Origin of the sequence: Mycobacterium sp. Root135 (assembly GCF_001426545.1) — a bacterium.
Classification (GTDB): Bacteria; Actinomycetota; Actinomycetes; order Mycobacteriales; family Mycobacteriaceae; genus Mycobacterium.
Genome location: NZ_LMEZ01000005.1, coordinates 995,337 through 1,007,901, shown reverse-complemented (window position 1 = coordinate 1,007,901; position 12,565 = coordinate 995,337). Strand labels below are relative to the sequence as shown.

Sequence of the window (12,565 nt, the reverse complement as noted above, 5' to 3'; positions counted from 1 at the left end):
ATGACACTCCACCAGTGACATGTCAATGGTGGAATGTGGCTGTCTCGCCACCGACCCGAAACCGGGGCAGGATGAAGCGATGTCGGCCCGCCGCCACTCCGCTTGGACGCTGCCACTCGCGGTCAACCGGGCCGGGTTCTCCCAACAGGGCATCGTCGACGAGCTGCGCCGCGTCATCCTCGACGGCGCGGTGCCCCCGGGCACCCCGATCCCCGTCAGCGAGGTCGCCGAGCTCTTCGGCGTCAGTCCCATCCCCATCAGGGAGAGCCTGAAGACGCTGACGGGAGAAGGACTCGTCGCGCATCAGACCAACGTCGGCTACGCCGTCGCGCAGCTGACCGCCAGCGAGCTCGCCGAAATGTACATCGTCCGTGAGACATTGGAGTCCGCAGCGTTGGCCGCTGCCGTCGTCCGCGCGACCGACGCCGAGCGCGCGCACGTCACTCACGCCAATCAACTTCTCGAAGATGCCGTGACCGTCGACGATCCACAGGCCTACCACCGACAGAGCCGCATCTTCCACATGGGCCTGACCCGACCGTCGGGGATGCTCCGCCTCATCCACATGCTCGAATCAGCTTGGAACATCACCGAACCCGTCCAGGTGATGGTGCACGTCGAACATTCCCAACGCGCGCGCCTGCACGAAGACCACGGCGAGATGCTAGAGGCCTTCCTCGACCGCGACGTCGACCGGTTGTTGACCACCAGCGCCGCCCATCACCGACGACTCAACGAGGTGGTCGCGACGCTGCCGGTCGACACCGGTCTCGTCGCCGACGAGGGCTGACCAGAATATATTTTCGCCGCAACGGCACCGCAACAACTCGCCGCTAGCTTTTCCCAATCGCATCGCAACACGTGCACACGATCAGGAGCTGGCAATGACAGAGGTAAAGGAACCACCGGCAAGCGCGGTGATCGCCGTCGGCGACATCGTCGAGGCCGCAGGCCATCCGGTCGGCGGCGGGGTGATCAAGGACGGCTACGACCCTCAGCTGACCAACGAGGATCTCGCGCCACTCGGCAAGCAGACCTGGTCGTCGTACAACATCTTCGCGTTCTGGATGTCCGACGTGCACAGCGTCGGCGGATACGTCACCGCGGGCAGCCTGTTCGCCCTCGGCCTGGCCAGCTGGCAGGTGCTGATCGCCCTGTTGGTCGGCATCGTGATCGTCTACTTCCTGTGCAACCTGGTCGCCAAGCCGAGCCAGCAGGCCGGCGTGCCGTATCCGGTGGTGTGCCGCAGCTCGTTCGGCGTGCTCGGGGCCAACATCCCGGCCATCATCCGTGGGCTGATCGCGGTGGCGTGGTACGGAATTCAGACCTATCTGGCCTCCGCGGCGCTGGACGTCGTGCTGCTCAAGCTGTTCCCCGGCCTCGCGCCGTACGCCGACGTCGACCAGTACGGCTTCACCGGGCTGTCGTTGCTCGGGTGGGGCAGCTTCACGCTGCTGTGGATTCTGCAGGCGGCCGTGTTCTGGCGCGGCATGGAGTCCATCCGCAAGTTCATCGACTTCTGCGGCCCCGCCGTCTACGTGGTGATGTTCATCCTCTGCGGCTACCTGTTGTGGAAGTCGGGGTGGCACGTCAGCCTCAACCTCGGTGGCGAGAAGAAGGGCAACACGCTCGTCGTCATGCTCGGCGCGATCGCGCTGGTGGTGTCCTACTTCTCCGGCCCGATGCTGAACTTCGGCGACTTCGCCCGTTACGGCAAGAGCTATGCGGCGGTTAAGAAGGGCAACTTCCTCGGCCTGCCGGTCAACTTCCTGGTGTTCTCGTTGCTCGTCGTCGTGACGGCGGCCGCGACGGTGCCGGTGTTCGGCGAGTTGCTCACCGATCCGGTCGCCACCGTCGCCCGCATCGACAGCGTGACCGCAATCGTGTTGGGCGCGTTGACGTTCACCATCGCCACCATCGGCATCAACATCGTGGCCAACTTCATCTCGCCCGCATTCGACTTCTCCAACGTCAGCCCGCAGAAGATCAGCTGGCGGATGGGCGGAATGATCGCCGCCGTCGGTTCGGTGCTGCTCACGCCGTGGAACCTCTACAACAACCCCGAAGTCATCCACTACACGCTCGAGACCCTCGGCGCGTTCATCGGCCCGCTGTTCGGTGTGCTGATTGCCGACTTCTACCTGATTCGCAAGCAAAAGATCGTCGTCGACGACCTGTTCACCATGTCCAAGTCGGCGAACTACTGGTACTCGAAGGGCTACAACCTGGCCGCGGTCACGGCGACCGTCGTCGGCGCGGTCCTGGCGATGGCACCAGTGTTGCTCGGCGGCATCGTGTTTGGGATGGCGGGTGCGGCGCAGTACAGCTGGTTCATCGGCTGTGGCGTGGCCTTCGTCCTGTACTACCTGCTGGCCACCCGCGGCCCGTGGCGCTCGCCGGCGCTGCGACTGCCAGAAGGTGCCACGCTCGTCGACGCGGAGGGCACCGCCTAAGCGCCGAACTGCACCGAGCGTGACGCCACTGCGAAGATCCGGCCCGGATTTCGCACTGGGGTCACGTTCGGCAGACCCGACACACCGTACGGCCCGACATTCCACAACTGGAACGTCGGGCCGTACGCTCGTTATGTGAGCCTCCGCTTCGCCGCCCTCGGCCTTCTTGCCCAACACCCGGGCAGCGGCTACGACCTCCTCCGCCGCTTCGAGCAGTCGATGGCCAACGTGTGGCCCGCCACGCAGAGCCAGCTCTACGGGGAGCTGAACAAACTGGCCGCCGACGGGCTCATCGAGGTCTCCGACGTCGGTCCCCGCGGCCGCAAGGAGTACCGAGTCACCGACGCCGGACGGCACGAACTGGTCCGGTGGGTGACCAACCCGCGCGACGATTCGCCACCACGCAGCGCGTCCCTGCTGCGCGTGTTCCTGCTGAGCGAAGTCCCGCCCGAGCATGCCCGCGAGTACATGGTGAGCGCGGCCGGCCATGCCGATTCCGAGCTGGCCCGACTGACTGCGCTACGCGACGGACTCGCGCCGTGGGGCGACAGCGACGCCGAGTTCTACGGCGGTGCGGCTCTTGAATACGGCCTGCGGGTGGCGGCCATGGAGGGCGATTGGGCGCGGGCCCAGGTCAAGGCCATCGACGGGCGGACCGCCATTTAAATCAGCACAATTGGTTGCATCGCGATAGTTTTCGATATATCGTCAACGTATCGGAAGCGCATTCGGCGTTTCCCGGCCAAGGAGACACACACCATGAACACCCCATTCACACCCCCCAACGGCGCCTTCGGCTTCGGGTTCTCACCCGTCGACCGCCGCGCCATGCACGAACGTCGTCATGCCGCCCGGCGCGGCTTCCGCGAAGCGATCGCCGAGCACGATGCAGGCGCCGACGGCGGCTTCGGCCCCGGATTCGGCCCCGGATTCGGCCGTGGTTTCGGACGCGGCCCCGGATTCGGCCCCGGATTCGGACCTGGCTTCGGTGGTCCCGGATTCGGACCCGGCTTCGGCGGCGCACGTGGCGGCGGCCGCGGTCGCGGTCGTGGCAAGCGCGGCGACGTTCGCGCGGCCATCCTGTCGCTGCTCGTCGAACGGCCCATGCACGGCTACGAAATGATCCAGGAGATCGCCGAGCGCAGCCAGGACCTGTGGAAGCCCAGCCCCGGCTCGGTCTACCCCACCCTTCAACTGCTGGTCGACGAAGACCTGATCAAGAGCGCACCCGGCGAGGGCAGCAAGAAGCTCTTCGAGCTGACCGACGCCGGCCGCGAAGCCGCTGAGAAGATCGAGACGCCGCCGTGGGAGGAGATCACCGACGGCGCCGATCCTGGTCACGCAAACCTGCGTGGAGCGGTCGGCCAACTGATGGGCGCGGTCGCGCAGTCCGCGCACGCCGCGTCCGCCGAACAGCAGCAGCGCATCGTCGACGTCGTCAACAATGCCCGTCGCGAGATCTACGGCATCCTCGGCGAAACCGCGTAACACGCGATTTTGAGGGGGCGTATTCGGACTGAATGCGCCCCCTTCGCTGTTGGATGGGGACATGACGACATTTCAGCTCGGCAGCTTCACCGTCAACCGAGTCGGCTTCGGAGCGATGCAACTGCCCGGGCCCGGCGTATTCGGGCCACCGCGTGACCACGATCAGGCGATCGCCGTGCTCCGGCGCGCCGTTGAGCTCGGCGTCAACCACGTCGACACCGCGCAGTTCTACGGCCCGGACGTGGCGAACCAGCTGATCCGCGAGGCATTGCACCCCTACTCAGACCAACTGGCATTGGTCAGCAAGGTCGGCGCCCGCCGCGACGGCGAGGGCAACTGGATCCCCGCATCGGAACCCGAGGACCTTCGCGCCGACATCGAACTCAACCTCCGCGAGCTCGGCGTCGACCAGCTGGCCGCGGTCAACCTGCGCATCCACTCCGGGGACCCGAACACTCCCGGCGTCGTCGACCACGAGCTGTTCGACCGGCAGCTGACCGCGATGATCGCCGCCCGCGACGAGGGCCTGATCGGCGGCATCGGCCTGTCCAGCGTGAACGAGGACGATCTGCGTCGCGCGCTCGACCGGACCGAGATCGTCACCGTGCAGAACGCCTACAACCTGGTCGACCGCACGTCGCAAGCCGTCCTCGACCTGTGCACCGAACGCGGCATCTCGTTCGTCCCGTTCTTCCCCCTGGGCTCGGCGTTCAACGACGAGAACCCCGTGCTCGGCAACCCGGCGGTCAAGAAGGCTGCCGCCGACTTGGGCCGCACCCCCGCCCAGATCGCACTGGCGTGGACCCTGTCCGTCGCCCCCAACGTGTTGCTGATCCCCGGCACCTCGTCGGTGGGGCACCTCGAGGAGAACCTGGCCGTCGCCGACATCGAACTGCCTGACGACTTCACCCCCTGACCCCGAACCCGACGACGTCGCACCGGGCCACCGCTACAGTGACGTCGTCGGGTCATCACCGAGACCGGAAGGTGTCGTTCATCAACGCTTCTGCGATTGGGCGCGGCCGCTGGGTCGCAGCGCTGGCCGCCGCGTGTGCCGTCGGCCCGCTACTTCTGTGCGGGATTGCCAGCGCCGATCCCGTCGCACCGGCGCCCGACGCGCGGGCGGCGTGCGAGGCGCCCGACTTCGGCGGCGTGTTCGTCACCGGGCCCGTTTCGCAAGACGGGACGACGCACGATCAGTGCCAGTACATCGTCTCGGGTCACTTCTATTACGACAACTACGACAACGGCACCTACACCGACACGCTCGTCTACCGCGACGGCGCGAGGGTGCCCACCGAGCGCCCGGTGATGCCAGAGATGTTGCAGGTTCCGGGCGGGCACTCGCCCCTCATCCCGTTCCCCGGGCAGTTCTGACTCGCTGCCAACCGTCATGGAGCGCACGGGACAGTCGAACGTCGACGTATCCGACATGCCACGGGGTGGCCCTACCGCGTCATGCCTGGACCGGCTCCTGGAGACCGACCGGCTCGAGTACCTCGACCGAGAAGACGTCGACCCGGGGGTGAAACGCAGCGTGGTCCGGGCGCTCGAGCTGACCGGCGAATGGTTCGGCAATCACGAGAAGTTCGCCCACATCGCCCTCGACGAGGTTGCCGAGGTGCCCGACGCCCGCATCCTCGAACTCGGTGCGGGACACGGCGGCCTGTCGGCGAAGCTGTTGGAGATGCACCCCACCGCGCACGTCACGGTCACCGACGTGGAACCAGACTCGGTCGCGGCGATCGAGGCGGGGCCGCTGGGCTCCGACGAGCGCGCCACGGTCCGCCTCGTCGACGCCACCGAAATCGACGCTCCGGACGGCTCTTTCGACCTCGCCGTGTTCGCGTTGTCGTTTCATCACCTGCCGCCCGCTCAGGCGGTCCGGGTGATCGCCGAGGGCACCCGCGTCGCCGCCAAGCTGCTGATCATCGACCTGCCAAGACCGCCTGCGCCGCTGCACCTCATCCGATTGGCGACCATGCTGCCGCTCGCGCCGTTCATCCCGTTCGTCCACGACGGCGTCATCAGTTCGCTGCGCAGCTACAGCCCGTCGGCGCTGCGCACCCTCGCGGCGACGGCCGACCCAGCCGTCACCCTAGAACTTCGCGGCGGTCTTCTCAGTCCGCAGGTGGCAGTGGCCTCGCGTCGATAGGCTCGTTGCATGGGTGACGAGGTCCGGCAGACCGAGTACAGCCGCGAGCATCGGCTTCAGTACCGGCGGAAGGTCCAACTCAGCCTGGACGTGTTCGAGACGATGCTCGCCCAGGCGAGCTTCGAGTGCGAACGTCCGCTGACCGGCATGGAAATCGAGTGCAACCTCGTCGACGCCGCTTATCAGCCCGCGATGACCAACCGCGAGGTGCTCGCCGCAATCGCCGATCCGGCGTTCCAAACCGAGTTGGGCGCCTACAACATCGAATTCAACGTGCCGCCGCGTCCGCTCGGGGGTAGCTCTAGCCTCGAGCTCGAGGGCGAGGTGCGCGCCAGCCTCAACGCCGCGGAGTCCAAGGCCAACGCCGACGGTTCGCACATCGTGATGATCGGCATTCTGCCCACGCTCATGCCCGAGCATCTCGCGGCGGACTGGATGAGCGAGTCGACGCGGTACCAGGCGCTCAACGACTCCATCTTCACCGCTCGCGGCGAGGACATCATGATCGACATCGGCGGGGCCGAGCGGCTGACCATGCAGGCGGCGTCCATCGCCCCCGAATCAGCTTGCACCAGCATGCAATTGCACCTTCAGGTGTCGCCAGCGGAATTCGCCCAGAACTGGAACGCCGCGCAGGTGCTGGCCGCCCCACAGCTGGCCCTTGGCGCCAACTCCCCCTACTTCTTCGGCCACGAGCTGTGGTCCGAGACCCGCATCGAGCTGTTCGCCCAGGCCACCGACACCCGACCCGAGGAACTCAAGACCCAGGGCGTGCGGCCCCGAGTGTGGTTCGGGGAGCGGTGGATCACGTCGATCTTCGACCTGTTCGAGGAGAACGTCAGGTACTTCCCGTCGCTGCTGCCGGAGATGTCCGACGAGGATCCGGTTGCCGAGCTGGCGGCGGGCCGGACGCCGACGCTTCCCGAGCTGCGCCTGCACAACGGCACCGTCTACCGATGGAACCGGCCCGTGTACGACGTCGTCGACGGACGGCCACACCTGCGGGTCGAGAACCGGGTGCTGCCCGCCGGGCCGACGGTGGCGGACATGCTCGCCAACGCGGCCTTCTACTACGGCGCGTTGCGGGCGCTGTCCGACGACGACCGCCCGATCTGGACGCAGCTGAGTTTCGCTGCGGCAGAACGCAATTTCACCTCTGCGGCGCGCAGCGGCATGGCGGCACGGCTGTATTGGCCCGGGCTCGGCGAGGTGACACCAGACGAGTTGGTGCTCCGCGAACTCCTCCCCCTTGCCCACGAGGGCCTCGAGCGGTGGGGTGTCGCCGCGGAGGTCAGGGACCGCTATCTCGGCGTCATCGAAGGCCGCGCCAAGTCCGGCCGCAACGGCGCGACCTGGCAGGTCGACACCGTCCGGACGCTTCAGAACCGCGGCTTGGCCCGTCCGCAGGCGCTGGCGGAGATGCTGCACCTGTACTGCGAGCGCATGCACGGCAACCAGCCCGTGCACACCTGGGACGGGCCGTCGTGATCACGGCGTGGGTACCGGCGGTGACGGCGGCGGGCCTCTTGGCCGCAGGGTGCCAGGTCGCCTCCGCCGATCCCGGCCTCGACCGGGAGTTCACGCTCGGCGGCGGGCAAGAGGCCTCGGTCGACGGTCTTCGCGTGCAGTTCACCGACGTGCTCGAGGATTCCCGCTGCCCAGCCAGTGTCGCCTGCTTCTGGAGCGGACAGGCCCGGTTGACGGTCGTCGCACAGGCCGAGGGCGCCCCGCCGACGACGGTGGAATTCAACACCAATCCCGCCCCTGGCCAAGGTGTTTCGTCCGGCCGGGTCGGCGACTACACGGTCACCATGCGCTCGCTGGAGCCCTACCCGCAGACACCCGAGGACGCGACGCCACTCGAGGACTATCGGCTCACACTGTCGGTCGCGAAGGGCTGAGCCCCACCGGGCTCGGGGGCGTACGTTGGATTTCGTGACCGACTCCTCTGACTCCAACGTCGTCGACTGGGACGACGCCTACCGCGGCGAGGGCGGATTCGGCGGTGCACCCCCGTGGAACATCGGCGAACCGCAGCCGGAGCTGGCCGCGCTCATCGCCGCGGGAAAGGTTCGTGGCGAAGTCCTCGACGCGGGCAGCGGATACGCCGAACTGTCGCTGGCGCTGGCCGCTCGGGGCTACACCGTGGTGGGCATCGAGCTGACGCCGACCGCCGTCGCGGCCGCGACGAAGGCCGCCCAGGAGCGCAACCTGCCCAACGCGACCTTCGTGCAGGACGACATCACCACGTTCACCGGCTTCGACGGCCGTTTCGGCACCGTCATCGATTCGACGTTGTTCCATTCCCTGCCGGTCGAGGGACGCGACGGCTATCAGCGGTCGGTGTACCGAGCGGCCGCACCGGGCGCCGTCTACTACGTTCTGGTCTTCGCCAAGGGCGCGTTCCCCGCCGAGTTGCAGGAGAAGCCCAACGAGGTCGACGAGCCCGAACTGCGTGCGGCCGTTGGCAAGTACTGGGAGGTCGACGAGATCCGGCCGGCGTTCATCCACGCGAACATGCCGTCGGGGCCGGACGCACCGTTCCACCTGCCACCGCACGACAAGGACGACAAGGGCCGGACGAAGATGCCCGCGTTCCTTCTGACGGCGCACAAGGCGGGCTGACGGTCAGTCGCCGGTTCCCAGGTCGCGCCGGAATCCGCTCGGGATGATCAGGTCGGCCGGGCTGAGGTCGTGCACCGACGAGTGGCCAAGACCCAGCAGCGCCGAATCGATACCGCCACGCATGATGTCGAGGACGTTCTCCACGCCGGTCTGTCCGCCTGCCGCCAGACCCCAGAGGTAGGCCCGGCCCAACATCACGGCGCGCGCCCCGAGCGCCATCGCCTTGACGACGTCGCTGCCCCGCCGAATTCCACCGTCGAGCACCACCTCGACCTCGCCGCCCACCGCGTCGACGATCGCAGGCAAGGCGCGGATCGGCGCTGGCGTTCCGTCGAGATTGTTGCCGCCGTGGTTGGACACCGAGATGGCGGTGACACCGGAATCGACTGCACGCCTGGCGTCGTCGACCCGCATCACGCCCTTGAGCATGAACGGTCCGCCCCACTGCTCCCGCAGCCACGCGATGTCGTCCCACGTTGGCAGCGGGGTCTGCATCCACTCGCCGTAGGCCCCGAAGAAGGTCGGGGCGGGTCCGCCGTCCTGGGAAAGGTTCGGTGCGGTCAGGTCGGGCACCCGTCCGGTCTTGGCGAAGTCGAGCAGCCAGCGGGGGCGAGCGATCCCCTCCGGCGCGAACCGGACCATGGCCCGCAGGTCCATCCGCTCCGGGATGGACGGGCTGCCCCAGTCGCGCCCGTTCGAGAACGACCAGTCCGAGGTGACGATCAGACCGACCGCACCCGCGGCGCGGGCTCGTTCCATGCGAGCCACCAGCTTGTCCCGGCTACCCGTCCAGTACATCTGGAAGAAGGTTTGCGGGTTGGCGGCGGTGACGTCCTCGACCGGCTTGCTCGCGAACGACGACAAGCTCATGACGGTGCCGCGGGCGGCCGCTGCCCTGGCGACGGCCACCTCCCCGTCGGGATGGACGGCCTGCACGCCGGTCGGCGAGATGAACACCGGAAGCGAGATCGCCTGTCCCATAACGGTCGTCGAGGTGTCACGCTTGGCCGAGAGGCCGGCGACGTGCGGCGCGAAGCCCAGTTCGGCGAACGCCGCGGTGTTGTCGTCGGCGGAGATACCGCGCTCGGACCCCGCGACCAGCGCGCTGTAGACACTCTTGGGCAGGCGTTTGGCCGCGCGCCGCTGCGCCTCGGCCACCGTCTCGAACCATCCGGTCTTGGCCATCATCGAACTCCTCGGGTCGTCACCGGGTTCTCGTCGCACACGCGCTGGGGTTGACGCGCGATCACGGTCAGCGGTATCGCCCGGGAATGGTCCACCGCCGACTTGGGTACCGACCGTTCGGCCGCCAGCGCCGTCTCCCCGTAGCCCTGCACGCATTCGGGGTCTGGGCCGTCCAGCGGCAAGCCGGTGAAGAACTTGGCGGCCATGCACCCTCCGCGGCAGGTGTCGAAGAACGAACACTTCGCACACGCGCCACCGGTGGTCGGCGACCGCAGCTCCTCGAACAGGTCGGAATCCCGCCAGACGGTGCGGAATCCACCGTCGCGCAGGATGTTTCCCGCGAGGAAGGAATCGTGGATCGCGAACGGGCAGGCGTAGACGTCGCCGACGGGGTCGATCAGGCACACCACCCGTCCGGCGCCACACAGGTTCAACCCGGGCAGCGCCTCCCCATAGGCCGACAGGTGAAAGAAGGAATCACCCGTGAGGACGCCGTCACCGTGCGCCACCAGCCAGTCGTAGAGCTCCCGCTGTTGGACTGCCGTCGGATGCAGCTCGTCCCACACGTCGGCGCCGCGGCCCGACGGCCGCAGCCGGGTGATGCGCAGAGTGGCGCCGTAGCCGTCGGCCAACGCCTTGAACTCGTCGAGCTGCCCGACGTTGTGCCGCGTCATCACCACCGAGATCTTCGCGGCGCGAAATCCGGCCTCCGACAGGTTCTCCAGCGCCCGGATCGCCATGGCGAAGGACCCGGGACCACGCACCGCGTCGTTGACCTCGGCGGTCGCGCCGTCCAGCGAGATCTGGACGTCGATGTAGTCACTGGCGGCCAGCCTTTCGGCGACCGCATGGTTGATTCGGACGCCGTTGGTGGAGAACTTGACACCGACGTGGTGCTCGGTGGCGTAGTCCACGAGCTCCCAGAAGTCCGACCGCACCGTCGGTTCGCCGCCGCCGATGTTCACATAGAACACCTGCATGCGTTCGAGCTCGTCGATGACGTCCTTGCACTGTTGGGTGCTCAGCTCGCGCGAATCGCGCTTGCCAGAAGAGGACAGGCAGTGCACGCAGGACAGGTTGCACGCGTAGGTCAGTTCCCACGTCAGGCAGATCGGAGCGTCAAGACCGAGTTCGAACTGGTCGATCAGACGTCCGGGCAGCACGGCGGTCACGAGGCACGCACCAGCATGTTCGAGTTAACCAGGGTGTCAAGGGCTTTCGCGTAGACCGCGACGTCCTCGACGCCGACCGCCTGCAGCGCCGCCCGCGCGGTGGAATGCTCGCCGATTGCCTTGACCACGTCCACCACCACGAGGTTCTTCAGGAAGGACAGCTTTCTGGTGCCGAAGTGATACAGCAATGCCCCGAACGGTTCGGGACGCAATGCCACCTGAGGGTGCAGCTGCCAACGGGCGTCGAGGTCGAACATGGTCAGTAGACCCCGCACATGCCGTCGATCGACACTTCTTCGACCAAGACCTCGTCGACGAGCGTCTCTGCAGCGGAGCTGTTTTCGGGTTCGTCAGAGCGGTTCATCGTGGCCTCCTGGTCGGGATTGCGGACACCATCACGCTATGGCACCCCACGCGTCGCCGACACTCGCCGAACGGGCAGTCACCTACCCATCCGGACGGGTCACCAATGCCACCCCCTCGGGTCGCGCGTAGCTGCCTACCGCCCGAATACCGTTGATCGACAACATTCTTCGATCAAAGGTGAGTCCATGACCAGTGCGTCGACGCTTACCCGGGTGCGCGTCACCCGCCGCATCGGCCCACACGTCGCGCATCCCCACCAAACGCTGTGCACGATGCGGTTCTGCACAAGCCGCGCCGACGGGGTGCTCTCCGTCGAACACGACCTGGCGTCCGATGAGATCTCCGACGAACTCGCCGTCCTGCTGGCCACCGAACTCGACGACGCCGGTGTGCTGCGCGGCCAGTCCGAGTTCGAGGCCGTGTTCACCGGCGTCGTGCAGTCCGTCACCGATGACGACGGCGAGTCCGACGTCGCGTGGCTTCGGTTCTACCGCAATTCGCTGGCCCGTCTCGAGCACGGGTCCGCGGCATTCGCTCCGATCCATCAGCACGCGGCGTCCCTGGTGGTGGGCCGCCAAATCGTCGACCTGGGTTCCTGTTTCGGGTTCTTTCCGCTCCGCATGGCGGCCGCCGGGTTCGACGTCACCGCGACCGATCTGAGCAGACCAACGATGGAACTACTCGACCGCACCAGCCCGCGATTGCGGCGCCCCCTGCGCACCGTGGTCTGCGACGCCGCCAGCGTTCCCCTGCCGGACGGTGCGGCCGACACCGTCACGGTGCTGCACCTTCTCGAACACCTCGACGCGGAAGCCGCGGCTGCGGTACTCCGCGAGGCAATGCGGCTGGCCCGCCGCCGGGTGGTGGTCGCGGTGCCGTTCGAGGAGGTACCGCGGGCTTGCTACGGGCACGTCCAGCGGTTCGACTTGGACGTCCTCGATGCGATCGCCGACGCGTGGCGGGGCTCGGGTGTCGACGCCGGGGTGCACGAATTCCACGGCGGGTGGCTGATTCTCGACAGTTGACGATCGGCGAGCGTGCACGAACTCCGATCCTTGCGCGGCGTGTTGCCCGCAGACACGCACGCTCGCGGCAAGGGGGCGGCAAGCAAGGGGGAAAGC

Annotated in this window: 15 protein-coding genes; 11 read left to right on the top strand and 4 right to left on the bottom strand. The window is 67.3% G+C overall.

Features of this window, described 5'->3' with window-relative positions:
- Nucleotides 1–79: 79 nt before the first annotated feature.
- From ASD37_RS15955 to ASD37_RS15910, 10 genes are all read left to right on the top strand, one after another.
- Nucleotides 80–790 (top strand): GntR family transcriptional regulator, encoded by a 711-nt coding sequence (locus ASD37_RS15955; protein ID WP_056552631.1) that lies wholly within the window; start codon nt 80–82, stop codon nt 788–790.
- A gap of 94 nt (nt 791–884) precedes the next feature.
- Complete coding sequence (locus ASD37_RS15950; RefSeq protein ID WP_056552628.1) at nt 885–2,453, top strand: NCS1 family nucleobase:cation symporter-1; 1,569 nt, start codon at nt 885–887, stop codon at nt 2,451–2,453.
- A gap of 135 nt (nt 2,454–2,588) precedes the next feature.
- Complete coding sequence (locus ASD37_RS15945) at nt 2,589–3,119, top strand: PadR family transcriptional regulator (protein WP_056552627.1); 531 nt, start codon at nt 2,589–2,591, stop codon at nt 3,117–3,119.
- Between the two features lie 93 nt (nt 3,120–3,212).
- Nucleotides 3,213–3,941, top strand: coding sequence for a PadR family transcriptional regulator (locus ASD37_RS15940; RefSeq protein ID WP_056552624.1), 729 nt, complete (start codon nt 3,213–3,215; stop codon nt 3,939–3,941).
- Nucleotides 3,942–4,002: 61 nt separating this feature from the next.
- The gene (locus ASD37_RS15935; RefSeq protein WP_056552621.1) at nt 4,003–4,857 is read left to right on the top strand and encodes an oxidoreductase; all 855 of its coding nucleotides are present in this window, start codon (nt 4,003–4,005) and stop codon (nt 4,855–4,857) included.
- Between the two features lie 71 nt (nt 4,858–4,928).
- Nucleotides 4,929–5,318 (top strand): hypothetical protein, encoded by a 390-nt coding sequence (locus ASD37_RS15930; RefSeq protein ID WP_056553482.1) that lies wholly within the window; start codon nt 4,929–4,931, stop codon nt 5,316–5,318.
- Between the two features lie 16 nt (nt 5,319–5,334).
- The gene (locus tag ASD37_RS15925) at nt 5,335–6,096 is read left to right on the top strand and encodes a class I SAM-dependent methyltransferase (protein ID WP_056552618.1); all 762 of its coding nucleotides are present in this window, start codon (nt 5,335–5,337) and stop codon (nt 6,094–6,096) included.
- A 9-nt stretch (nt 6,097–6,105) separates the two neighbouring features.
- Nucleotides 6,106–7,584 carry a glutamate-cysteine ligase family protein gene (locus ASD37_RS15920; RefSeq protein WP_056552616.1) on the top strand — a complete coding sequence of 493 codons (1,479 nt, stop codon included), beginning with the start codon at nt 6,106–6,108 and terminating at the stop codon, nt 7,582–7,584.
- The gene (locus ASD37_RS15915; protein WP_235568342.1) at nt 7,581–7,997 is read left to right on the top strand and encodes a hypothetical protein; all 417 of its coding nucleotides are present in this window, start codon (nt 7,581–7,583) and stop codon (nt 7,995–7,997) included. The genes ASD37_RS15920 and ASD37_RS15915 overlap by 4 nt, the downstream gene beginning before the upstream one ends.
- Nucleotides 7,998–8,031: 34 nt before the next feature.
- On the top strand, nt 8,032–8,721 hold the full coding sequence (locus ASD37_RS15910) for a class I SAM-dependent methyltransferase (RefSeq protein ID WP_056552613.1): 690 nt from the start codon (nt 8,032–8,034) through the stop codon (nt 8,719–8,721).
- A gap of 3 nt (nt 8,722–8,724) precedes the next feature.
- Here the strand turns inward: ASD37_RS15910 and mftD are convergent, their stop codons facing one another.
- Genes mftD through mftA form a run of 4 tightly spaced genes read right to left on the bottom strand, consistent with a single transcriptional unit; the run spans nt 8,725 to nt 11,442 of the window.
- The gene (gene mftD / locus ASD37_RS15905; RefSeq protein ID WP_056552609.1) at nt 8,725–9,906 is read right to left on the bottom strand and encodes a pre-mycofactocin synthase MftD; all 1,182 of its coding nucleotides are present in this window, start codon (nt 9,904–9,906) and stop codon (nt 8,725–8,727) included.
- Entirely contained in the window at nt 9,906–11,069 is a 1,164-nt protein-coding gene (mftC, locus tag ASD37_RS15900) for a mycofactocin radical SAM maturase (RefSeq protein ID WP_370073060.1), read from the bottom strand. Before mftC ends, mftD begins: the two co-directional genes overlap by 1 nt.
- Before the next feature lie 5 nt (nt 11,070–11,074).
- Complete coding sequence (gene mftB, locus ASD37_RS15895) at nt 11,075–11,335, bottom strand: mycofactocin biosynthesis chaperone MftB (RefSeq protein WP_200959906.1); 261 nt, start codon at nt 11,333–11,335, stop codon at nt 11,075–11,077.
- A 2-nt stretch (nt 11,336–11,337) separates the two neighbouring features.
- Entirely contained in the window at nt 11,338–11,442 is a 105-nt protein-coding gene (mftA, locus tag ASD37_RS30995) for a mycofactocin precursor MftA (RefSeq protein ID WP_082570165.1), read from the bottom strand.
- A gap of 187 nt (nt 11,443–11,629) precedes the next feature.
- Between mftA and mftM the strand changes: the two genes are divergently transcribed.
- Nucleotides 11,630–12,469 carry a mycofactocin oligosaccharide methyltransferase MftM gene (gene mftM, locus ASD37_RS15890; protein ID WP_082570164.1) on the top strand — a complete coding sequence of 280 codons (840 nt, stop codon included), beginning with the start codon at nt 11,630–11,632 and terminating at the stop codon, nt 12,467–12,469.
- Nucleotides 12,470–12,565: the final 96 nt, after the last annotated feature.